This window comes from Methylobacterium sp. Leaf113 (genome assembly GCF_001423325.1).
Classification (GTDB): domain Bacteria; phylum Pseudomonadota; class Alphaproteobacteria; order Rhizobiales; family Beijerinckiaceae; genus Methylobacterium.
This window is the reverse complement of sequence record NZ_LMNJ01000001.1, coordinates 319,066-341,115: the sequence shown is the minus strand read 5'-3', so window position 1 is coordinate 341,115 and position 22,050 is coordinate 319,066. Positions and strand designations below refer to the sequence as shown.

17 protein-coding genes and 1 pseudogene are annotated in these 22,050 nt (G+C 67.2%); 9 read left to right on the top strand and 9 right to left on the bottom strand.

All coding sequences use genetic code 11. From position 1 onward, the window contains the following. The first annotated feature begins 80 nt into the window (after positions 1-80). Complete coding sequence (locus tag ASF60_RS01560; protein WP_082507679.1) at positions 81-938, top strand: restriction endonuclease; 858 nt, start codon at positions 81-83, stop codon at positions 936-938. Here ASF60_RS01560 and zwf read toward each other — a convergent pair. The 5 genes from zwf to ASF60_RS01535 form a co-directional block, all read right to left on the bottom strand. Further along, positions 918-2,432 carry a glucose-6-phosphate dehydrogenase gene (gene zwf, locus ASF60_RS01555; RefSeq protein ID WP_056179195.1) on the bottom strand — a complete coding sequence of 505 codons (1,515 nt, stop codon included), beginning with the start codon at positions 2,430-2,432 and terminating at the stop codon, positions 918-920. The genes ASF60_RS01560 and zwf overlap by 21 nt on opposite strands. Before the next feature lie 135 nt (positions 2,433-2,567). Beyond that, on the bottom strand, positions 2,568-4,064 hold the full coding sequence (locus ASF60_RS01550; protein ID WP_056179192.1) for an efflux transporter outer membrane subunit: 1,497 nt from the start codon (positions 4,062-4,064) through the stop codon (positions 2,568-2,570). Further along, entirely contained in the window at positions 4,061-7,348 is a 3,288-nt protein-coding gene (locus tag ASF60_RS01545) for an efflux RND transporter permease subunit (protein ID WP_056179189.1), read from the bottom strand. The genes ASF60_RS01550 and ASF60_RS01545 overlap by 4 nt, the downstream gene beginning before the upstream one ends. Further along, positions 7,345-10,470 carry an MdtB/MuxB family multidrug efflux RND transporter permease subunit gene (locus tag ASF60_RS01540; RefSeq protein ID WP_056180028.1) on the bottom strand — a complete coding sequence of 1,042 codons (3,126 nt, stop codon included), beginning with the start codon at positions 10,468-10,470 and terminating at the stop codon, positions 7,345-7,347. Before ASF60_RS01540 ends, ASF60_RS01545 begins: the two co-directional genes overlap by 4 nt. A 4-nt stretch (positions 10,471-10,474) precedes the next feature. Beyond that, positions 10,475-11,920 (bottom strand): MdtA/MuxA family multidrug efflux RND transporter periplasmic adaptor subunit, encoded by a 1,446-nt coding sequence (locus ASF60_RS01535; RefSeq protein WP_056179186.1) that lies wholly within the window; start codon positions 11,918-11,920, stop codon positions 10,475-10,477. 748 nt (positions 11,921-12,668) lie between these two features. On the opposite strand from ASF60_RS01535, the gene ASF60_RS01530 reads away from it, so the two are divergent. The 3 genes from ASF60_RS01530 to ASF60_RS01520 all read left to right on the top strand — a co-directional run bounded on the left by ASF60_RS01530 (position 12,669) and on the right by ASF60_RS01520 (position 15,528). Beyond that, positions 12,669-13,826 carry an aminotransferase gene (locus tag ASF60_RS01530; RefSeq protein WP_056179183.1) on the top strand — a complete coding sequence of 386 codons (1,158 nt, stop codon included), beginning with the start codon at positions 12,669-12,671 and terminating at the stop codon, positions 13,824-13,826. A 90-nt stretch (positions 13,827-13,916) separates the two neighbouring features. Continuing rightward, entirely contained in the window at positions 13,917-14,357 is a 441-nt protein-coding gene (locus tag ASF60_RS01525) for a DUF4112 domain-containing protein (protein ID WP_056179180.1), read from the top strand. Positions 14,358-14,394: 37 nt separating this feature from the next. Next, a complete protein-coding gene (locus ASF60_RS01520; RefSeq protein ID WP_056179177.1) occupies positions 14,395-15,528 on the top strand; it encodes an ABC transporter permease in 1,134 nt (377 codons plus the stop codon). Between the two features lie 17 nt (positions 15,529-15,545). On the opposite strand, the gene ASF60_RS01515 is transcribed toward ASF60_RS01520, so the two are convergent. Together ASF60_RS01515 and ASF60_RS01510 are read right to left on the bottom strand one after the other, a co-directional pair. Further along, positions 15,546-15,866, bottom strand: coding sequence for a hypothetical protein (locus ASF60_RS01515; RefSeq protein ID WP_056179174.1), 321 nt, complete (start codon positions 15,864-15,866; stop codon positions 15,546-15,548). 94 nt (positions 15,867-15,960) lie between these two features. After that, positions 15,961-16,608 carry a transglutaminase-like cysteine peptidase gene (locus tag ASF60_RS01510; protein WP_056179170.1) on the bottom strand — a complete coding sequence of 216 codons (648 nt, stop codon included), beginning with the start codon at positions 16,606-16,608 and terminating at the stop codon, positions 15,961-15,963. A gap of 340 nt (positions 16,609-16,948) precedes the next feature. Between ASF60_RS01510 and ASF60_RS01505 the strand changes: the two genes are divergently transcribed. Further along, positions 16,949-17,335, top strand: coding sequence for a hypothetical protein (locus ASF60_RS01505; protein ID WP_056179167.1), 387 nt, complete (start codon positions 16,949-16,951; stop codon positions 17,333-17,335). A 76-nt stretch (positions 17,336-17,411) separates the two neighbouring features. Here the strand turns inward: ASF60_RS01505 and ASF60_RS01500 are convergent, their stop codons facing one another. Further along, complete coding sequence (locus ASF60_RS01500) at positions 17,412-17,810, bottom strand: DUF3775 domain-containing protein (protein WP_056180025.1); 399 nt, start codon at positions 17,808-17,810, stop codon at positions 17,412-17,414. A gap of 102 nt (positions 17,811-17,912) precedes the next feature. On the opposite strand from ASF60_RS01500, the gene ASF60_RS01495 reads away from it, so the two are divergent. From ASF60_RS01495 to ASF60_RS01490, 3 genes and pseudogenes are all read left to right on the top strand, one after another. Further along, a complete protein-coding gene (locus tag ASF60_RS01495) occupies positions 17,913-18,704 on the top strand; it encodes a DUF429 domain-containing protein (RefSeq protein WP_056179164.1) in 792 nt (263 codons plus the stop codon). 14 nt (positions 18,705-18,718) lie between these two features. Further along, positions 18,719-19,240, top strand: a pseudogene (locus ASF60_RS23335) (NUDIX hydrolase); the annotation flags it as partial. Positions 19,241-19,306: 66 nt separating this feature from the next. Then, positions 19,307-19,978 carry a carbonic anhydrase gene (locus ASF60_RS01490; protein ID WP_056180022.1) on the top strand — a complete coding sequence of 224 codons (672 nt, stop codon included), beginning with the start codon at positions 19,307-19,309 and terminating at the stop codon, positions 19,976-19,978. A gap of 118 nt (positions 19,979-20,096) precedes the next feature. On the opposite strand, the gene ASF60_RS01485 is transcribed toward ASF60_RS01490, so the two are convergent. Further along, entirely contained in the window at positions 20,097-20,807 is a 711-nt protein-coding gene (locus ASF60_RS01485; RefSeq protein WP_056179161.1) for a DUF4142 domain-containing protein, read from the bottom strand. A gap of 331 nt (positions 20,808-21,138) precedes the next feature. Between ASF60_RS01485 and ASF60_RS01480 the strand changes: the two genes are divergently transcribed. Further along, a complete protein-coding gene (locus ASF60_RS01480) occupies positions 21,139-21,996 on the top strand; it encodes a universal stress protein (protein WP_056179158.1) in 858 nt (285 codons plus the stop codon). The last annotated feature ends 54 nt before the right edge of the window (positions 21,997-22,050 follow it).

The window sequence follows — 22,050 nt, the reverse complement described above, 5'->3', positions numbered from 1 at the left end:
CAACCCGCGGCTGGCACGGTCCGGCTCGATGAGGCCGGCGGTCGGATGACCCCGGCGCCTTCGGGGGTTGGAACCACATCATGTCGGACCGATCGCGTCTCGTGGCGCGCCTGTTCTGGACTTCGGTCTTGGGAGGGGGCTTCGCCCTCTGGTTCGGCCAGCCCGGCGCCATCGGTGCGGGTCTCGCGCTCGTCGCGATCCTTCTCCACCATCTCGACCGTCCCCGGCGCATCCGTCGACTGATCCGGCGGATCGCGCGCGGGCACGCGCCGACGCTTGCGCTCCGCCGGCGGCAGGAATGCTTCGTCGATGCCTATGGCAATCTGATCAGCGATGGATGGGAGCGGGAACGCGCCTATTTCGCCGAGCGCACCATCGTGCCGCAGCTCGAAGCCCGCGGGCTCGGGGCGGCGATCGACGACCTCTGGAACGAAATCCTCGACACCATCGAGCGCGTCGCATCAGAGATTAACCTGCCCGACGAGAGTGAGGCGCCAGAAGACGGCATCGCTTACGAACGCTACTGCGCCGAACGACTGCGGGAGGCGGGCTGGGCCGCCCGCGCGACGCAGGCCAGCGGCGACCAGGGGGCCGACATCGTTGCCGAGCAGGCCGGCATCCGTCTGGTGGTCCAGTGCAAGCGCTATGGTCGGCCGGTGGGGAATGGCGCCGTGCAGGAAATCGCCGCGGCCCTGCATTACTGGTCCGGCGACATGGCGGCGGTGGTCTCCAATGCCGGGTTCACGCCAGCGGCGCGAAAGCTCGCCGCCGCCACCGGAGTCCTGCTCCTGCACCACGATGCCCTGACGGAGCTCCAACCGGGATCACCGGACAAGGGCCGGCCGGCCAGTAGGCAAGGCGCGGGCCGGCCGATCTCGACAGCATCCCGGGGCGCGAAACCATCGAAAGCGACGCGGTCATCCCTCGCCGAGCGGTAGCCACCGATGGCCCTGGGCGGCCAGTAACGCGGTCGCACCTTCCGGCCCGTCGCTGCCGGCGGAATAGAACTCCACGGGGGCATCGATCCAGGCCTTCAGCAACGGATCGACCACCGCCCAGGCCGCCTCGATGCTGTCGGCGCGCTGGAACAGCGTCGCATCGCCGATCAGGCAATCGTAGAGCAGCGTCTCGTAACCGACGCTCGGCGTTTCCTTGAAGAAGTCACCGTAGTCGAACGCAGCGGTGACCCGACCGAGATCGAGTCGCGGCCCGGGCCGCTTGGCGTTCATGACGATATCCATCCCCTGCTCGGGGTCGATCCGGAAGCGAAGCACATCCGGGGTCACGGGCGCATCGGGAGCCGCGAAGGGCGAGCGGGCCGGAGGCCGGAAGTGAAGTGCGATCTCGGTCACGCGGTTGGTCATCCGCTTGCCGGTGCGGAGGTAGAACGGAACGTCCTTCCAGCGCGGATTGTCGATCGAAAGCTTCAGCGCGACGTAGGTCTCGGTCCGCGAATCCGCGGCGACGTTCGGTTCGTCGCGGTAGCCGGGCACGGCGTGCCCGTGCTCCCGACCGGCGCCGTACTGGCCTCGTACCGCCTGCGCGGGCTGAACCGGCTGCACCGCTTGGATCAGCCGGGCCTTCGCATCGCGGACATCCTCGGCATCGAGGGTCGCGGGGGGCTCCATCGCCACCATGCAGAGGAGCTGGAACAGGTGGTTCGGCACCATGTCGCGCAGCGCCCCGGTGGGCTCGTAGAAGGCACCGCGGGCCTCGACGCCGATGGTCTCCGCCGCAGTGATCTCGACATGGTCGATGTGGTCGCGGTGCCAGACCGGTCCGAGCAGACCGTTGGCGAAGCGGATCGCCAGGATGCTCTGCACCGTCTCCTTGCCGAGGAAGTGATCGATGCGAAAGAACTGGCTCTCCGTGCCGTGCTTCAGAATGCGCGCGTTGAGCGCTCGCGCCGAGTCGAGGTCGCTGCCAAACGGCTTCTCGATGACGACGCGGCGGAAGGCACCGGACTGTTCCTTGAGCAGGCCCGCCTCGCCCAGAGCATCGACGACCGGGCCGAAGAAGCGAGCCGAAACGGCGAGATAGAAGATCACGTTGCCGGACAGCGCACCCGCGAGGCTCGAAAAGGTCTCGGCGGCGGTGAAGTCGCCCTGGCGGAAGCTCAGTCGCTCGCGGACGAAGCCCCAGGCTTTCGGATCGATGCGTTCCGGATGGAATTCCGAGGTGCGGTCCGTGGTGAAGGACTGCATCGTCTCGGACAGATCCTTACGCCAGCCCTCGTCGGTGTTCGGGTTGTGGTCGACACCGATGACCCGAAATCCCGGATCGAGCAGGCCTCCGGCGGCCAGATTGTACAGGGCCGGCATCAAAAGTCGCTTCGTGAGATCGCCGCCGGCTCCGAAGATCACCAGGGTGCAGGGCGGTGCCGCCGGAACGGCCTCTGGCTCGGGTGCATCGGCGGGGGGTGTCTGATCCATGGCCCACGGCCTCCACTCACGGTTGCCGGGCGGCGCGCCGGCAAAATCCGCTCGTCAACCTGCGGCATCGCGGCACGTTCCGGCCAAGGTCGTGACAGATCGCACAGGCTGCCACGGACCGCTCGGCACCGGCCCCTACTCGTCCATGCGGACGGCCTGCCCGGAATCCACCGGCAACCGGGCTTCCTTCAGTTCCTCGCCGGTCGGCAGGCTGCGCACGTCCCAGCCACCGCCCAGGGCGCGGATCAGCGAGACGGCGGTGGTGAAGCGGTTGAGTCGGATCTGGAGGGCCGTGACCTCGTTGTTGAGGGCGAGCGCCTGCGCGGTGACCACGGTGGTGAAGTTCTGCGTGCCGGCCCGGTACTCGTTGAGGGTGATCTCCACGGCGCGGCGGGCGGAGGCCAAGGCCTCGTCCTGGGCCACCTGCTGGCGGGCAAGGATCCGCACGCCGGCCAGTCCGTTCTCGACCTCCGAGAAGGCTGTCAGCACCGTTTGACGGTAATTCGCGACGCTGGCGTCGTAGGCCGCACGGGTGATGCGCAGGGCTGCCGCGCGCGCGCCTCCGTCGTAGAAGACTTCGGACCCGGCGGCCGCCACCGACCAGACCTGGTTTGCGGCCGAGAACAGACCGTTCGCCGGGTTGCCGGAGATGCCGCCCGAGGCCGACAGCGTCACGGTCGGATAGAACGCCGCCACGGCGACACCGATCTGCTCGCTCTGGGCCTGAACGTTGCGTTCCGCCTGGGCCACGTCCGGGCGCCGCTCGAGCAGACCAGAGGGGATGCCGACCGGAACCCCAGGCGGACGCGCGGCCAGCGGCGCCACCGGGAGGCTGAGCTCCGACGGTGGCCGGCCGACCAGCAGCGCGATGGCGTGTTCGAAGGTGGCGCGCTGCAGACCGACGGCGATGGCCTGAGCCTGGGTGGTCTGCAGCTGGGTCTGCGCCGTGATCACGTCAGAGCGGGCTGCGACCCCGGCATTGTACTGGTTCTCGGTGATTGCGAGGCTTCTCTTGTAGCCCTCGATATTCTCGTTGAGCACGCGCTGGAGCGAATCCTGGTAGCGCAGCGTGAGATAGTTGGTGGCAAGCTCGGATTGCAGCGTCAGGCGCACGAGGGCGAGTTCGGCGGCGGTGGCCTGGGCGGTCGCGACCTCGCTCTCGATGTTGCGGCGGATGCGGCCGAACAGGTCGAGTTCCCAGCTCGCCTGCCCCTGGAGCGACACGTTGGTGCGCTCGATGCCGATGGTGCGGGACCGCGAGATGCTGGGGGCGCCGGTCACCGTGGGAAACAGCGCGGCGCGGGCCTGGGCAACGAAGCCGCGTGCCTGCTCGTAGGCCGCCACCTGGGCCCGAAGACTCTGGTTGTCGACGTCGACGAGGCGGATCAACCGGTCGAGGGTGGGATCGCGAAACACCCGCCACCAGTCGCCGCGCTCGGCCCCGTCGTTGGGCGCGGCCGGGCGCCAGCCCTTGCGGCTCGCCACAGAGGCGGCACTGTCCTCGCGGGTGCCGCCCTGCTTGAACGCCAGCGGTGTCTCCACCGAGGGACGCGAATAGTCCGGCCCGACCATGCAGCCGGAGAGGAGTCCGGCGAGACCCAGCGTCGTCAAAAGTTCGGGGCGCAGCCTCATTCGGCCGGGCTCAGCGCGGTGCCGTCCGCCGGCGCGCGGCGGCGCAGCCGGTCGAGATACAGGTACACGACGGGGGTGGTGTAGAGGGTCAGGATCTGGCTCACGATCAGGCCGCCGACGATGGCGATGCCGAGGGGCCGGCGCAGTTCGGAGCCCTCCCCGCCGGCGAGGATAAGGGGCAATGCACCGAGCATCGCGGCGAGCGTTGTCATCATGATCGGGCGGAAGCGCAAGAGGCAGGCCTCGAAGATCGCATCCTGCGGGGAGGCTCCGTGCGTACGCTCGGCATCGAGGGCGAAGTCGATCATCATGATCGCGTTCTTCTTGACGATGCCGATGAGCAGGAAGACCGCGATCAGCGCGATGACGGTGAATTCGGTGCCGGAGACGAGAAGTGCCAGCAGAGCACCGATGCCGGCCGAGGGCAGCGTCGACAGGATCGTGATGGGGTGGATGAAGCTCTCGTAGAGGATTCCGAGAATCGTATAGACCGCCAGCAGCGCGGCCAGGATCAGCAAGGGCTGGCGTGAGGACGATTCCTGGAAGCTCTTGGCCGAGCCTGCGAACTCGCCGTGGATGGTGGCAGGCAGGCGCAGATCGGTGATCGCCTGCTCGATGGCGGCGGTGGCATCGGACAGGCTCTTGCCGGGCACGAGATTGAACGAGACCGTGGTGGCGACGAACAGGCCCTGGTGGCTCACCTGCACAGGCGCGTTGCCGGTCTCCAGGCGGGCGAAGGCCGAGAGCGGAATCATGGTCTCCTTGGCGCTCGAGACCGGCGCGCTCGACGAGGCGCCGCCCTTGCCGCCCGCGATGGCGTTGGCGGCCGCGTTCCGGGCGGAGTCGGTCGCGATGCTGGCGGCCGTCGCATCGGCCGTTGCCGCCGTGCCCGCGGAGGCCGGGCCACCCGCCACCGTGCCCGCCACCGCGTTGGTGGTGGCCGAACCCCGGGCCTTGCCGCCCGAAGTCGAGACGTAAAGCATCTTCAGGGTGTCGGGGCTCTGGAGGTAGCGCGGCGCGATCTCCATCACGACGTGATATTGATTGAGAGGATTGTAGATCGTCGAGACCTGACGCTGGCCGAAGGCGTCGTAGAGCGTGTTGTCGATCTTGTCCGGAGTCAGGCCGTAGCGGAAAGCCGTGGCCCGATCGATGACGAGGCGGCTTTCGAGACCGCCCTCCTGCTGGTCCGAGGTGACGTCCCCGAAGATCGGGTTCTTCTGCAGCGCCTGAACCAGCTTCGGCGCAGCGGCATAAAGCTCTTCCGCCGTGTCGCCCTGAAGGGTGTACTGGTATTGGGCGAAGCTCTGGCGGCCGCCCATGCGCAGATCCTGGCGCGGAAACAGGTAGAGCCGGGCGCCGGCGACGCGAGACAGCTTCGGGCGCAGGCGCGCCATCACGGCGGTGATCGAATCGCGCTCGCCCCGGGGCTTGAGGCCCACGAAGACGTTGGCCGAGTTGGTGCCGCGCCCGCCGGTGAAGCCCACGACGCTGTCGACCGCCGGGTCGGCCTGCACGATGGCGGTCGCCTGCTCCAGCTTCTGCTTCATCGATTGAAACGAGATGCGCTGGTCGGCTTGGATGCCGCCCATCATCTGTCCCGTATCCTGCTCGGGGAAGAAGCCCTTCGGCACGATGATGTAGAGGTAGACGTTCAGGCCCACGGTCGCGAGCAGCGAGAGGGCCACCAGACGACGATGGCGCAGGGCGATGCGCAGGGTGCGTTCGTAGCCCCTCAGCATCCCGTCGAATCCGGCCTCCAGGACGCGCACGAACCCGTTCGGCCGCACGGCCCGATGAGGTGCCTCGCGCCGCAGCAGCAGCGCGCACATCATCGGCGTGGTGGTGAGCGAGAGCACCAGCGAGATGAGGATCGCCAGCGACAGCGTGACGGCGAATTCCTGGAACAGGCGCCCGACGATGCCGCCCATCAGCAGAATCGGCAGGAACACCGCGATGAGCGACAGGCTCATGGAGATGACGGTGAAGCCGACTTCGCGTGAGCCGAGAAGGGCCGCCTCGACCCGGGGCCTGCCCTTCTCGATGTGGCGCTGGATGTTCTCCAGGACCACGATGGCGTCGTCGACCACGAAACCCGTGGCGATGATCAGCGCCATCAGCGACAGGATGTTGAGGCTGTAATCGAGCAGGTACATCGCCGAGTAGGTGCCGACGATGGAGATCGGTACCGCCACCGCCGGGATCAGCGTGGCGCGGCCCGAGCGCAGGAACAGGAACACCACGAAGACGACGAGGACGACAGCGATCAGCAGCGTCTCCTCGGTCTCGGCCAGGGAGGCCCGGATGGTGGCGCTGCGGTCGCCCGTGACCATGAGGTCGATGTCGCCCGGAAGCGCCGCCTTCACCTGCGGGATCGCGGCCTTCAGCCCCTTGATCGTGTCGACGACGTTGGAGCCCGGCTGCTTGTAGATGAACAGGATCACGCCCGGCTTGCCATTGACGAGCCCGAGGTTGCGCCGGTCCTCCACCGAGTCCTCGATCTGGCCGACATCGGTGAGACGCACGGCGGCGCCGTTGCGATAGGCCACGACGAGATCCCGGTAGTCGGCCGCCACCCGGCCCTGGTCGTTGGCATAGAGCTGGTAGTGACGCGTCTCGGTCTCGATGGCGCCCTTCGGCGAATTCGCGTTGGCGGATGCGAGCGCCGCGCGGATGCCCTCGAGCCCGATCCCGTAATTGAACAAAGCCGTCGGATCGAGTTCGACCCGCACCGCCGGGAGCGAGGAGCCTCCGATATCGACGTTCCCGACCCCGGGAAGCTGGGACATCTTCTGCTGCACCACCGTGGCGGCGGAATCGTAGAGTTGTCCCGGCGTCAGGGTATCTGAGGTCAGGCCCAGGATCAGGATCGGCGCGTCGGCCGGGTTGAATTTCCGATAGGTGGGATTCGACCGGAGCGCCGTCGGCAGATCGGCCCGGGCGGCGTTGATCGCCGCCTGGACGTCCCGGGCCGCGCCGTCGATGTCGCGGTTGAGCCCGAACATCAGGACGAGGCGGACCGAACCCAGCGAACTCGTCGAGGTCATCTCGGTGACGTCCGCGATGGCGCCGAGGCGGCGTTCCAGGGGCGCCGCCACGGTGGTTGCCATGGTCTCGGGCGAAGCGCCGGCCATCTGCGCCTGGACCAGGATGACGGGAAAATCCACCTGCGGCAGCGGCGCCACCGGCAGCTTCAGGAAGGCGAAGATGCCGGCAAGCAGCACGCCGATGGTCAGCAGCGTGGTGGCGACCGGCCGCCGGATGAACGGCTCGGAGACGTTCACGGCAGCGCCTCGACGCTGTCGGCCCCGCCGGCGCGGCGGCCGGACAGGCGGCGCTCCAGGCGATCGAAGGCGAGGTAGATCACCGGCGTGGTGAACAGGGTCAGCACCTGGCTGACGATGAGGCCACCGGCGATGACGATACCGAGCGGCTGGCGCAGTTCCGAGCCGACGCCGGTGCCGACGATCAGCGGCACCGCCGCGAACAGGGCCGCCAGCGTCGTCATCAGGATCGGCCGGAAGCGCAGAATGCAGGCCTCGTAGATCGCGTCGCGCGGACTCATGCCTTCCTCGCGCTCCGCCTGGAGCGCGAAGTCGATCATCATGATGGCGTTCTTCTTCACGATGCCGATGAGGAGCACGATGCCGATGATCGCGATGATGTCGAGGGAGAGCCCGAACAGCATCAGCCCGATCAGCGCCCCGATCCCGGCCGAGGGCAGCGTCGACAGGATGGTGATCGGGTGGATGAAGCTCTCGTAGAGCACGCCGAGCACGATATAGACGGTCACGATGGCGGCCAGCACCAGGAAGAGCTGGTTCGAGAGCGCCGACTGGAAGGCGAAGACCGAGCCCTGCGGTACGACGCGGAAGCTCGGCGGCAGGTCGATCGACTGACGGGCCGCCTCCACCGCCGTGACGGCGTCGCCGAGGGCTGCTCCGGGGGCGAGGTTGAACGACACCGTGGTGGCGGGGAACTGGCCGAGATGGCTGATCAGCAAGGGGGCCCGCCGTTCGCTCACCCGCGCCACCGCCGAGAGCGGGACCTGGCCTGCGGCCACGGTCGAGGACGGCAGGTAGATGTGGTCCAGGCTCTCGATGGTCTTGTGCAGGTCGGGATCGGCTTCGAGGATGACCCGGTACTGGTTCGACTGGGTGAAGATGGTCGAGATGATGCGCTGGCCGAAGGCGTCGTAGAGGGCGTTGTCGACGGTGGCCGGGGTGATGCCGTAGCGGCCGGCGGTGGGGCGGTCGATGGTGATGTAGGCCGCCAGCCCGCTCGCCTGCAGGTCGCTTGCCACGTCCATCAGCAGCGGGGAGGCCTGCAGCGCCCGCACGAAGCGCGGGACCCAGGTCTCGAACTCGGTCAGGTTCGGGTTCTCCAGGATGACCTGGTACTGCGTCGCCCCGACCGCCGTGTCGATGGTGAGGTCCTGCACCGATTGCAGGTAGAGGCGGATGCCCGCGACATTGGTTGTGGCTGCCTTGAGCCGCTCGATGATCTCGGGCGCGCGGGCGATGCGCTGATCCTGCGGCTTCAGGTTGATCAGGAAGCGTCCGGAATTCAGGGTCACGTTCTGGCCGTCAACTCCGATGAAGGAGGACAGGCTCTGCACATCCGGGTCTTTCAGCACGATGGCGGCGAGCTTCTGCTGGCGCTCGGCCATCGCCGCGTAGGAGACGGTCTGGTCGGCCTGGGTCACGCCCTGGATGACGCCGGTATCCTGCACCGGGAAGAACCCCTTGGGGATCACAACGAACAGGTAGGCGGTGAGCGCGATCGTACCGAGGGTGACGATCAGCGTTAGCGTCTGGTGGCGCAGCACCACCCGCAGCATGCGGCCATAGCCTGCGATGATTCCGTCCATGAAGCGGCGCGCGCTGCGCGCGATGAGTCCCTCGTGACGGTCCTGGACACCGGGCACGTGCGCCTTCAGCAGGCGCGCGCACAGCATCGGCACGAGGGTGAGCGAGACCACCGCCGAGATGATGATGGTGGCGGCCAGCGTGATGGCGAATTCATGGAACAGGCGCCCGACCACGTCGCCCATGAACAGGAGCGGGATCAGCACGGCGATTAGCGAGACCGTGAGCGAGATGATGGTGAAGCCGATCTCGCGGCTGCCCTTGAGCGCGGCCTCCAAGGGCGAGTCGCCCTCCTCCACGTGGCGGGCGATGTTCTCGATCACCACGATGGCGTCGTCGACGACGAAGCCGGTGGCGATGGTGAGAGCCATCAGCGACAGGTTGTCGAGGGAGAAGCCGTAGAGATCCATCACCGCCAGGGAGCCGATCAGGGAGAGCGGCACCGACAGGCTCGGGATCAGGGTCGCCGAAACGCTGCGCAGGAAGAGGAAGATCACCAGCACCACGAGGCCGATGGCCAGCGCCAGTTCCACCTGGACGTCGTGGACCGAGGCACGGATGGTGGTGGTGCGGTCGGTAAGCACGGTGACGCCGATGGCGGCCGGCAGAGTCGCCTGAAGCTGGGGCAGCAGCGCCTTGATCTTGTCGACGGTACTGATGACGTTGGCGCCGGGCTGGCGCTGAATGTTCAGGATGACTGCGGGCGTCTCGTCCATCCAGGCACCGAGCTTGGTGTTCTCGGGACCGTTGACCACGTCGGCGACGTCCGAGAGCCGGACCGGTGCGCCGTTCTTGTAGGCGATGATCGCATCGTCATAGGCCTTCGGGTCGCGAATCTGGTCGTTGGCGTTGATGGAATAGGACTGTGTCGGCCCGTCGATGGTCCCCTTGGGGGTGTTGACGTTGAGGTTGGTGACCGTGGTGCGCAGGTCGTCGATGTTGAGGCCATAGGCCGCCAGGGCGCGAGCGTTGAAGCGGATGCGTACGGCGGGGCGCTGCCCACCGCCGGTGCTGACGAGGCCGACGCCGGCCACCTGAGAGATCTTCTGGGCCAGTCGCGTCTCGGCCAGATCGCGCACTTCCGTGAGCGGCAGGGTCTTTGAGGTGAGCGCCAGGGTCAGGATCGGTGCGTCGGCCGGGTTGACCTTGGCGTAGATCGGGGGCGCCGGCAGGTCGGAGGGCAGCAGGTTGCCGGCCGCATTGATCGCGGCCTGGACCTGCTGCTCGGCGATGTCGAGGGCGAGATCCAGGCTGAACTGCAGGGTGATGACGGAGGCGCCGGCCGAACTCTGCGACGTCATCTGGTTGAGGTTGGCGAGCTGTCCGAACTGCCGCTCCAGGGGGGCCGTCACCGCCGAGGTCATCACCTCCGGGCTCGCGCCCGGATAGAAGGTCTGGATCTGGATCGTCGGGTAATCGACCGACGGCAGCGCCGAGACCGGCAGGTTCAAATACGACACCATGCCGACCAGCAGGATCGCCAGCATGAACAGCGTGGTGGCGACGGGCCGCAGAATGAAGAGGCGGGACGGATTCATCGGCTCATTGGGCCTCGGCCGGACGTTGCCGGCGGCGCTCGCGTTTCTGGCCTTCGGGCGCGACGGCATCCGCCTTGACAGCATCGGGCTTGGCGCCCTCCGTCACCGGCGCGGCGGCCGGCATCGCGGCCCCATCGGCGGTCGGGCGATTGCCAGGCGCGCCGGTCCGAGTCTTGCCGGCCTCCTCGGTGATGCGCACGGGGGCGTTGTCACGCAGACGATCGGTGCCGTCGACGACCACGCGGTCGCCGACGCTCAAGCCCTCGGTGACCACCGTCCGCGGGCCGTCCGCCTCGCCGAGCTTGACCGGGCGGACCACCACCTTGTCGTCCCCCTGCAGCAGGTAGACGTAGGTGCCCGGGGTGCCGCGCAGGATCGCCGCGGTCGGAACGATGGGCGCGTCGCGCACGGTATCGACCACGAGCTTGGCGTTGACGAACTGATTGGGGAACAGCGCGTCGTCCTGATTCTCGAAGATCGCCCGCAGCTTCACCGTGCCGGTGGTGGTATCGATCTGGTTGTCCACGGTGTCGAGGACACCGGTGGCGATGATGTTGGTGTCACCCCGGTCGTAGGCCGTGACGGCGAGCTTGGCGCCGGAGCGCACGCGGCGCATCACCCGCGCGACGTCGTCCTCCGGCAGGGTGAAGACCACCGAGATCGGATGGAGCTGCGTCACCACCACGATGCTGGTCGAGGCAGCCGTGATGTAGTTGCCCTGATCGATCTGGCGCAGGCCGACGCGTCCCTCCACCGGCGAGACGATGCGGGTGTAGGTGATATTGAGCTTCTGCTGGTCGACGAGGGCTTGGTCGGCCGCCACCGTACCCTCGTTCTGCTTGACGAGGGCGCCTTGCGTGTCGACGTTCTGTTTCGAGATCGAATCCTGTTGAGAGAGCCGCTGGAAGCGGGCGAGATCGAGTTTGGAATTCTGCAGCAGCGCCTGATCCCGCATCAGTTGGCCCTGGTACTGGGCGAGCTGAGCCTCGTAGGGGCGCGAATCGATCTGGGCGAGGAAATCGCCCTTCTTGACGGTCTGACCCTCGCGAAAGCCGATCTCCGTGAGATAGCCGCTGATCTGCGAGCGCACCGTGACGGTGGCGAGCGGCGTCACGGTGCCGAGGCCCGCCAGCACGATCGGGACGTCGCCGGGCGCGACCGTAGCAATGCCGACCGCCTGGGGCGGCTCTGCGTGGCCGCCGCGTCCACCCGAACCCTTGCCGCGCCCGGGCGCGGTAGCGACCTGAGTTTCCGACTTCGGAGCGAGGTAGAAGCGATATCCGGCATAGCCGGCGCCTGCCAGGATCAGGAGCAGGATGAACCAGAAGCGAGCCCGGCTGCGGCGCCCGACGGGCGGTTCAACGGGCGTCTCCCGCGGGCGCGCGTCGCCAGGCAGCGTTCCCGGGTACTCGCGCGCTGTCTCGGTGCGGATGGGCGAGGTTTCGTTCATGGCGTGACGATCATGGCGTGTTGCAGCCGGCGTTGCGAGCGGGAGATTCGGCGGCCTCTCACGAGACACGCGGATTCGACCACCAGTCCATTCGGAACCGCCGGCCCGCTCGTGCGGAGACAGCAACCACGGATGCTCCGGGTCGATGTCAGACAAGACCGGCGCGCGCCCCGGCCCAGAATCGGGCAACGTCGCACCCGGCTCGCACCACGGGCCGGTGCGGGACGTCTTCCGAGCAGGGATACGGAATTCGTTGCCCCGGCCGGTCCCACGTCATCATGGCAGTCGCGACACGGCATGGGACGGGTTCTAGTAGACCAATACGACGCCAGTACGGCCTTCGCGTTTCCACGATATTGCTGGCGCGCCGGTCTTCAACGAGGGCCCGCAACGGGCGATCGAACATCCGGCGGGCGAGAAGACGGGCGGGTTGGCAATTCCCCGCAAGGCGAGTCTCAAGTCGACACGAAAGAGGCCGTCGCTGGGGTGAGCGACGGCCTCTTCTCGTAACGGACCGGAGCGGCAACGACACAAGTCCGGAACGAGGGGGCGAAGTCCCGTGCTGGCGATCGCCGCTCCAGCCGTGAACCGAAACCTAAGTGATGGGTGATGAAAGTCAACAATCGTCAGGTAGCGTTGAGCAGACCGGCGGGGAAGGCGTGCGAAGACGCACATTTCGTCCGGATGGACGAGCGTGCTACGCCTCCGGCTTCCGCGTCATTCCCGTTGTCTTCGAACCCAGCGTCTCATGAATCCCGTCCTTGCCGATCTGCCGACGACGATCTTCACGGTCATGTCGGGCCTCGCCCGGGACCTGAACGCGATCAATCTCGGCCAGGGCTTTCCCGACGACCCCGGCCCGGAGGATGTCCGCCGGAGAGCGGCCGAGGCGGTTCTGCACGGTGACAACCAGTATCCGCCGATGATGGGCCTGCCCGAGTTGCGCCGGGCGATCGCGACCCATTACGCGCATCACGAGGACCTCGACCTCGACCCGATGTCCGAGGTGATGGTGACCTCGGGTGCCACCGAGGCGATCGCAGCATCGCTGTTCGCCCTGATTGCGCCGGGCGACGAGGTGGTGCTGTTCGCTCCCCTCTATGACGCCTACCTGCCGCTGGTGCGCCGGGCCGGCGGAATCGCCCGGATCGTGCCGCTGCAGCCGCCGCATTTCCGGCTCGATGCGGCGGCCCTCGCGGAGGCCTTTTCGGACCGGACGAAGCTCGTCATCCTCAACAATCCGCTCAATCCCAGCGCGACGATCTTCGGGCGCGAGGATCTGGCGCTGCTCGCATCCTTCTGCACCCGGCACGACGTGATCGCGGTCTGCGACGAGGTCTGGGAGCACATCGTCTTCGACGGAGCGCGCCATATCCCCCTGATGGTGCTTCCCGGCATGCGCGACCGGACCATCAAGATCGGCTCGGCCGGCAAGATCTTCGGCCTCACGGGCTGGAAGGTCGGCTTCGTGATGGCGGCCGCCCCCCTCCTGCGCGTCGTCGCCAATGCCCACCAGTTCCTTACCTTCACGACACCTCCGGCACTGCAGACGGCGGTGGCCTACGGCCTCTCCAAGGAGGACGCTTCCTTCGCGGCGATGCGCGCCCGCTTCGCGCGCTCCCGCGATCGCCTGACGGCAGGCTTGAGCGAACGCGGATTTCGTGTCCTGCCCTCCCACGGCACCTATTTCCTCAATGTGGACCTCGCGCCGCTCGGCTGCGACGACGACGTCGCGTTCTGCGACACGCTGGTACGCCAGCACGGTGTCGCCGCGATCCCGATCAGCGCGTTCTATCCCGATGCCTCGGTGCGCCATCTCGTCCGGCTGTGTTTCGCCAAAGCCGACGATGTCCTGGACCGGGCCCTCGACCGGCTCTCGGCCGTCGCGCGGCCTGCAGCCCGATGAAACGGTTCGTGCAGACGGCGCTTGCGGGCGTGCGACGCCGGGGCCACATCACCGTTCATGACAACGCCGCGCATCGCCCGGAGCCCGACCATGGACTTCACTCAGACCGCCGGTGCCACGACCCGCTTTCGCGCCAAGGCGGACGATCGGGAGGCGACGCTGCTGCGCCTGGAGGCGTTCGCGCACCTGATGGATTCCGCCTTCGTGATCCCGGGCCTCAATCGGCGTGTGGGCATCGACGCCCTGGTCGGACTGGTTCCCGTGGTCGGCGATGTGGCAGGAATGCTGCTGGCCTCCTACATCGTGGTGGAAGCGCGTCGCCTCGGGGCCCCGCGCTGGCTAATCGCCCGGATGGCGCTGAACATCGCGGCCGATGGAGCGCTCGGAGCGGTGCCCCTGGCCGGAGACCTGTTCGACGCGGCCTTCAAGGCCAATCGCCGCAACGTCCGCCTGCTGCGCCGCCATCTCGAGCGCCATGGCGGTCTGCGCCCGAACGAGATCGAAGGCACGGCGACGCGCATCGACGGCTGAGCGGCCTCTCGGTGAGCGGCAGCAAACGGGGCGCTCGATGAACGAGGTCGCGCGACCCGAGAGGGCTCAGGCCGTCGCCCTGCCGCTGCCGCCCCGCGGTCTGTCGCCGCTTAATCGGCGACGGCTCGCCAATTTCCGACGCAATCGGCTTGGCTACTGGTCCTTCCTGATTTTCTCCGCCCTGTTCGTCACCAGCTTGTTCGCCGAGTTCATCGCGAACGATCGCCCTTTGGTGGTTTCCTACAAGGGCGAGATCCTGTTCCCGGTCCTGATCGACTATCCGGACGAGAAGTTCGGGGGGTTCTATGCCCGCCCGAACTACCGCTCGGCCGAGACCCGCAAGGAGATCGCCGATCACGGCTGGGCGATCTGGCCCCCGATCCCCTATTCCTACGACACCATCATCGACGGCTTGCCGACCCCCTCCCCGTCGCCGCCGACCTGGATGCTGACGGAGGCCCAGTGCCAGAATGTCGGGAAGTCGTGCTCCGAACTCGAGACGCACTGGCTCGGCACCGACAACACCACCCGCGACGTGCTGGCCCGCATCATCTACGGCTTTCGCATCTCGGTGCTGTTCGGGCTGATCCTGGCCCTGATCTCCTCGGCGATCGGCGTCGTTGCGGGAGCGGTCCAAGGTTATTTCGGCGGCTGGGTCGATCTGGCGCTGCAACGGTTCATCGAGGTGTGGAGCGGAATTCCGACCCTTTATCTGATCATCATCATCTCGGCCTTCATCGAGCCGGGCTTCTTCATCCTGCTGGGTATCCTGCTGCTGTTCTCGTGGGTGTCCCTCGTGGGCGTCGTGCGCGCGGAATTCCTGCGAGCCCGCAACTTCGAGTACGTCCGCGCCGCACGGGCCCTCGGGCTGTCGAACATCCGCATCATGAGCCGGCACCTGCTGCCCAACGCGATGGTGGCGACGCTGACCTTCCTGCCCTTCATCCTCAACGGATCGATCGGGACGCTGACGTCGCTCGACTTCCTCGGCTTCGGTCTCCCCCCTGGATCGGCGTCGCTCGGAGAGTTGCTGGCGCAGGGCAAGGACAACATACAGGCGCCCTGGCTCGGCCTGACCGGCTTCTTCGTCGTGGCGGTGATGCTGAGCCTGCTGGTGTTCGCCGGCGAGGCCGTGCGGGATGCCTTCGACCCGCGGAAATCTTTCCGCTGAGATCTGCGCGTGGGCCGTCAGAGCGGGCGCTGGCGTCCGCCGTCGAGAAGCCAGTCCTTGGCGCGCAGGAGCAGGGCCGGGCGGACGCGGGCGACGTCGTCACCGTCGACCAACGGTGAGACCGACAGAGCGGCGAGATAGGCCTGCTCGCTTTGTCGGCAGGTCCGCAGCGCAGCATCCGCGGCGATGATGCGGCTGGCGATCGCGGCCTGGAGGGCAAAGTTTCGCTGCAGGCACGAACGCCACGCGGCATGGCGATCGGGCACGGCCGCACCATCCTGCGCCACGGCGGACGACATCATCAGGAGAAGCAGGAGCGCGGTGGGGCGGATCGTCATGAGGCGGGGCTTCCCGAACGGGCGCACCCTCGCGTGACCACGCTTAACCGCGAGTTAAAGGATCGCGTTGTCCACAATCCCGAACCGGGACCACTCAGCGGTTGGCGGTGGTGACTGGCGACATGGCCCGACCAAGGGACACCCAGGCGACAGTATCCTGACTCTCACGCTTGATGAAGGTGTAGCCGGTCTGGCGCCAGGGCAGGATCGCACTCGTCTTGTTATCGAGAATGATGTCGCCCCGGTCGGTGATGAGGGTGAGCACGGCGTGGCCCTCGCCCTTCTCGTCGATGACCACGGTCATCCGCATGGCGCGGCGCGGTAGGCCCATCTCGGCCAGGAGCTTGCGCTTGAGGAGTTGAAAATCCTCGCAGTCGCCGGAGCCGTCCTCGGCTAGGTCCCACCGGTCGGCGACATGGAGGTGATCCATGTCAGTGACGGCCACCAGAGACTTGTTCACCCGGCGGTTGACCGCGACGATGGCGCTCCAGACCCCCGCCGTCAGGGTGATCTGGGTCGGCTCGGCGGTGTTCACGGAGCATTCGCTGGCATAGGTCGCGCAGAAATCGACCCAGGCGGCGATGGGACGGGTCTGGACACCGGCGCTGATGGCGCTCGGAACGGTCGGCAGCGAAGCCAGGGTCTGCGCAGCGGCGCCGGAGCCGGCGAGCAGGCCGGCGGCGCCGATGGCAGCACGGCGGACCGTCCGGGCCGAGAAACGCTGGGAAAACCCGTACCGCATGACCGCCCTTGGCCTCGTTAAGCTTCTGTTAACGAATGTCCCACGGCCGGCGTTGCACGACAATCGGCGGGTTAAGAAAAGGTTAACGGTGTGGATGATGGGGGTAACGGCTCCCTCGACCGGCACCCCAACGGTTCGCGGTTGCGGTTCGCCGTCTGCGACCGGCCGGCGCATTCGGCTGAGATGAGCGAGCAAGTCGTCCGGGCAGAATCCCAAAGGCGACGCTTGGGGTCGGTCGGTGGCGGTTCCCAGTGGGAAACGCCGCGGGCGCTTGTCACCGCGGGCCACGGCTCCATTTTCTCGACGGAGGGTGGTGGATCACGAAGACGAGGCTTCGACGATGGACCCAGATCACGCTGTTCGAGCCGATCGCTCGCAGGTGGCGCCGCTCGCGCTTGCTGCGGTCCTCTCGGCCGGGCTCTCGATGCCCGTGTCGGCCCAGGACCTGCCCTACATCGACCCGGCGCGAGGCACCCTATTGATCCATGGAAATTACTGCGGACCGGGCAATCGGAGTCCAAGGCCCCCGATCGACTCCCTCGATCTCGCCTGCATGCATCACGACATCTGTTCGCCGCCGCGCGGGGAAATCCCCACCTGTGCCTGCAACGACCGACTCCATCGCGAGGCCGAGGCGGTTTCGCTCGATGCGAGGCAGCCGCAAAGCCTGCGTGAGACGGCCGGTTTCGTCGCCGATACCGCCCTGGCATTGCCCTGCCAGCCGTGAAACGCTGCAGGTCCCGGACGGCTGCTCGGGCTAGGGCCGGTCTCGCTGATGCGGGACCGGTCCGGCTGTTTCGTCGTCAGGCCTGCGGCAGGTCCGGCGTGATCCCCAGATTGGCGAGCCCCTCATCGAGGAGATCGCCCGCGTTGGGGATGCCCAGGATCTCGTGGGCGGCGCCCTCCCCGGCCGCTTCGCGCTCGCGGGCGAACCGGACCGCGTCGGCCCATTCCTCCGGCTCCATGTCGCCACGCCCGATGTAGAGAAGGGCGAGCAGGTCGGCGCGCTCGTCATCGTTGAGGGCGCCGATCATGGCGCTCAGCTCCTCTTCGGTCGCATCGTCGGTGCCGGACACGAGCACGTCGGTGGCGCCGTCATCGATGGGATTGGAACCGGAATCGGGGTCAGTCGGCCCTTCCTTCACATCGATGGCCCGAACCCGCAGGATGATCTCGGTGACCTTGTCGACGGCGATGTCCATGAAAGCAGTCCTGTTTCGGCGGTCGCCGGCAGCGGCGGCCTTGAGCAGCGACAACGGGCCAAGCTCGATCCGGTTCGCGTGGCCGTATCCAGGGTCGCTCCGATGACGCGCTGGATCGGCGGCCTCGACGGCTGCCGCGGGGCTTGGGCCGGCGTCCTTCTCGATCTCGACGACCCGGCGCGCTACCGCGCCGCGCGTTTTGACCAAGTCGCCGACCTTCTCGACGCCCCCGAGGCGCCGCTTCGCGTCGGGATCGATATTCCGATCGGCCTGGACACCCACGTCGTCGCCGGCGGACGCATTGCCGACCGGGCCGCCCGGGCCATGCTCGGATCGGGTCGCGCCAGCGTCTTTCCGGTGCCGGCCCGGTGCGCGGTCTACGCAGCGACCTACGCGGAGGCCAAGGCCCTGTCCCGCTCGAACAGCACGCCGCCCTTCGCGCCCTCGATCCAGTGCTGGAACATCCTGCCCTATATCCGTGAGGTCGATGCACTCCTCGATCGCCGGCCCGAACTGGGCATACGCCTGCACGAGGTCCATCCCGAGATCGCGTTCCGCCGGCTCAACGGCGGGCGGGGCCTGTCGGCTGGAAAGAAGGGACCGGGGCGCCAGCAGGGTCTGGCCGAACGTCGAGCCTTGCTGGCCATTGCGGGCCTTCCGGAGGGCCTGATCGCCGCCCGTCCGCCCGGTGTCGGTGCCGACGATCATCTCGACGCGCTCGCCGGCCTCGTCGTGGCCCGCGATCTTCTGGACAACCGGGCCATCCCCCTGCCCGATCCGCCAGGACGAGACGATCGCGATCTGCCGATCGTGATCTGGATGCCGGCCGTTCCAACGGGTACGCCCCTGGCTCCTTTGGATTTCCCTGGTAAAGCGGGAAAGGACAGCGAATAACCAAGGAGTTGATCGTGACGCAGGACTCCTCCGTGACGCCGAACCTTCCGGTTCGCGACATCGCCCGAGCCTTGGTGTTCGATCCCGATGACCGCCTTCTACTGATCGCCTACGAAGCGGTGCGCCCGATCGATCCCGCCGCGCCCGAGGCACGCACCTTCTGGTTCATGCCCGGCGGCGGGCTTGAGCCGGGTGAGACGCATGTCGAGGCCTGCCGGCGCGAGCTTTCGGAAGAGATCGGCGTGACCGATGCCGCGATCGGCCCCCAGGTCGCATCCTGCGATGGCCCGTTCCACCTGTTCAAGACCCCGCGCTTCGCACGCGAGCGCTACTTCGTCGTCCGCCTGCCCGATGCCACCGTGGACACGAGCCGCCTCGCCGAGACCGAGGACAATCCCGTGCTCGGAACTCGCTGGTGGACCCTCGACGAACTGGAATCCACCGCCGAGCGGATCGAACCGGCAGGCCTCGCGCAGGTCGCCCGGGACGTCGTCGCCGGGCGGATGCCGGCCCCTCCCGTTGCCCTTGCCTGGCAATCACCCTCAGCCGGCACGCCCCATGAAGGCCAGCCCTCCACCGACACGCCAACAGAGGATTCCCGCATGTTCCCAGAGACGCTCAAATCCGGCTACCGCTCCTTCATTGACGGACGGCTCCCCGACGAAGCCAAGCGCTACGCCAAGCTGGCGCAGGGCCAGAGCCCGGAAGTGCTGATGATCAGCTGCTGTGACAGCCGCGTCTCGCCGGAAGTGATCTTCGATACCGGACCGGGCGAACTCTTCGTCATCCGCAACGTCGCCAACATCGTGCCGCCCTGCGAAACCGGCGGTGATTTTCACGGCACCTCTGCGGCGATCGAGTTCGCCGTGCAGGGGCTGGAGGTGAAGCACATCGTGGTGCTGGGGCATGCCAGCTGCGGCGGCATCAAAGCCTACGCCAACCCCTCGGCACCGCTTTCAAAGGGCGATTTCATCGGCAAGTGGGTGTCGCTCGTCGGTGCGGCCGCCAAGAAAGCCGGCGATCAGAGCGGGCCGGACTACCTGACCCGGCTCGAATACGCGATGGTCGCGCAGAGCCTCGAAAACCTGATGACCTTCCCGTTCGTGCGCAGTCGGGTGATGAGTGGGCGGCTGGCCCTGCACGGAGCCCATTTCGGCATCGCGCGCGGTGAATTGCTGCTGCGCGATCCGGATACCGGCGTCTTCAAGCCCGCGATCGACCGCGAGGGGCGCAGCCTCAGCCCGACCTCGCTGATTGGCTGCTTCCAGTCCTGACAGGACCCGCCAGCCACCCTGGCGAATACGAAAAAAGACGTCGAGCCCCGGGGCTCGACGTCTTTTTTTTCAGGTTATTCACCGGGAAACCGCGTCCCGGAGCTGAAGACCCGCTGGTTCAGCGGGCGCCCGGCAGGCGCTGGGCCATCTGGTAATGCGACTGCAGAACTGGAAGGGCCTGCTCGGCATGGGCGCGCAGAGCGGGATTCGGGCCCGAGGCGGCGTAGGAACGGAACATGCCGATCGTCATCTCGTGCGACTGGACCTGCATGCTACCGTAGAGACGGTCGAATCGCGGGCCTGCCGGAGTCTGCGACAGCTCGGAGAGCATCGCCTGCTGCTGCGGGTTCGGTTGGACGAGGGTGGTCCCGGCTGTCGTATCGACGTCGCCGGTGAAGGCACGGCTACCGGCGGCGGCACCGCGAGCCGCACCGCTTCCGATCCCCTCCACGCCCCCGACCGGTCCGCCGCTCAGGGTACCGCCGACCACACCGGTCGCAATCCCGGTCGCGGCACCGACGGCACCACCGGCCACGGCGAGCGGTGCAGTGACCAGACCGCCAAGCCCTTCGTTGCTGCGAGCGGCCGCATAATTGCCCTCGCCGCCGGCCAGCGCAACGTTGGCGGCGCGGTGATCGCGGATCGCCTCGCGGGCGAAGCGCAGAACCTGCGGATTCCGGCTCTTGTTGAGTGCGATCTGGCTCGACTGAATCTCGAAAGCGTTGGCCTGCATGGCCTCCATGCGGAAGTCACCCTGCATACCCTGCGCGAAGGCCGGTGCGGACAGAGCAGCCATGACAGCCGTGAGAGCGAAAGTCTTCTTGATCATGCGTTCCTCAATGCGAACAGTCAGAAGCGGCAGCACACACTACGAAGCGTATAGGCATAGAGCATCGCTGACCGGCTACGATTGCTGGGCCAACAACCCAAGATGATTTCAGTTCCCATCTCGAACTGGATTATTCGGCAGCTTCGCAAGCGAGAGGTCGATCTTCCAAACGGTCAAGCTTTTCGGCAAGTAAGCTTAAGATGCTCGGTTTTCTCGCCGGAGATGGGATCCCATGGAGAAAACCCTGTGTGGTCATGCCATCGGAGTTTTCCGAGGTCGCGTTTCGCACTAGCCTAACGGGCATTCGTGCCGTTGCGAGAAAGGCTCCGCGATGAAGACCCTGCTCGTTCCCGTTGCCCTCCACGATGCTCTGCCCTCCGTTTTCGAGACCGCCATCCTGACCGCACGGCGGTTCGGCAGCCTTATCGAAGGCGTGTCCCTCCGCCCTGCCCTCGCGGAGTACGTCCCCGTCGACATGGTCGGGGGAATGACCTGGCTGCGCGACGAAGAGGCGGACAAGGTCGAGGCCGAGCGCGCCGGAAACCAGTTCATCGACTTCATGACCAAGGCCGGTGTTCCCCTGGCCCCCGAGGGTCCGTGCAATCCGGAGGTTCTGGCCGCCGGTCCACGCTATCGCTGGCGGGCCGACGTGCCGGCCGGCGACGGTTTTCTCGGCCAACATGCCCGCCTGTTCACCGCCACGGTGGTGGGTCGGCCCGGCACCGAAGAGGGGGCTCCGCGGATGACCACCTTCGAGACCGCCCTGTTCGAGAGCGGTCGGCCCATCCTGCTGGCCCCTCCGATCGCCCCAGCCACCCTCGGGGATGCGATCCTGATCGCCTGGAACGGCTCGACCGAGACCGCCCGGGCCGTCGCCTTCGCCATGCCGTTCCTCCGTCAGGCCCAGCGCATCCGCGTCATCAGCGTCGAGGGCGGCACGGTCCCGGGCCCGACAGCCGAGGACCTTGCGCGCGCCCTCGCGTGCGAGGGCATCTCCGCTGATTTCCGGGCCTACTCGGCCGGACGACGCACGCCGGGCGAGGTGTATCTCGCGGAGGCCGAAGCCTTCGGCTGCGATCTTCTGATCAAGGGGGCCTATACCCAGAGCCGGCTGCGCCAGATGATCTTCGGTGGCCCGACGAGCCATCTCCTGACGCACGCGGCCATTCCCATGCTGATGGCACACTGACGCATCCGGGTCGCGCGCAATTGACTTGCGCGCTGGACAAAGGGAAGGCAGCGT

Coding starts and splice junctions, on each gene's coding strand:
- ASF60_RS01560 (WP_082507679.1), top strand. CDS start 81: ATGTCGGACCGATCGCGTCTCGTGGCGCGCCTGTTCTGGACTTCGGTC.
- zwf (WP_056179195.1), bottom strand. CDS start 2,432: ATGGATCAGACACCCCCCGCCGATGCACCCGAGCCAGAGGCCGTTCCG.
- ASF60_RS01550 (WP_056179192.1), bottom strand. CDS start 4,064: ATGAGGCTGCGCCCCGAACTTTTGACGACGCTGGGTCTCGCCGGACTC.
- ASF60_RS01540 (WP_056180028.1), bottom strand. CDS start 10,470: ATGAATCCGTCCCGCCTCTTCATTCTGCGGCCCGTCGCCACCACGCTG.
- ASF60_RS01535 (WP_056179186.1), bottom strand. CDS start 11,920: ATGAACGAAACCTCGCCCATCCGCACCGAGACAGCGCGCGAGTACCCG.
- ASF60_RS01530 (WP_056179183.1), top strand. CDS start 12,669: ATGAATCCCGTCCTTGCCGATCTGCCGACGACGATCTTCACGGTCATG.
- ASF60_RS01525 (WP_056179180.1), top strand. CDS start 13,917: ATGGACTTCACTCAGACCGCCGGTGCCACGACCCGCTTTCGCGCCAAG.
- ASF60_RS01520 (WP_056179177.1), top strand. CDS start 14,395: ATGAACGAGGTCGCGCGACCCGAGAGGGCTCAGGCCGTCGCCCTGCCG.
- ASF60_RS01515 (WP_056179174.1), bottom strand. CDS start 15,866: ATGACGATCCGCCCCACCGCGCTCCTGCTTCTCCTGATGATGTCGTCC.
- ASF60_RS01510 (WP_056179170.1), bottom strand. CDS start 16,608: ATGCGGTACGGGTTTTCCCAGCGTTTCTCGGCCCGGACGGTCCGCCGT.
- ASF60_RS01505 (WP_056179167.1), top strand. CDS start 16,949: ATGGACCCAGATCACGCTGTTCGAGCCGATCGCTCGCAGGTGGCGCCG.
- ASF60_RS01500 (WP_056180025.1), bottom strand. CDS start 17,810: ATGGACATCGCCGTCGACAAGGTCACCGAGATCATCCTGCGGGTTCGG.
- ASF60_RS01495 (WP_056179164.1), top strand. CDS start 17,913: ATGACGCGCTGGATCGGCGGCCTCGACGGCTGCCGCGGGGCTTGGGCC.
- ASF60_RS01490 (WP_056180022.1), top strand. CDS start 19,307: ATGTTCCCAGAGACGCTCAAATCCGGCTACCGCTCCTTCATTGACGGA.
- ASF60_RS01485 (WP_056179161.1), bottom strand. CDS start 20,807: ATGATCAAGAAGACTTTCGCTCTCACGGCTGTCATGGCTGCTCTGTCC.
- ASF60_RS01480 (WP_056179158.1), top strand. CDS start 21,139: ATGAAGACCCTGCTCGTTCCCGTTGCCCTCCACGATGCTCTGCCCTCC.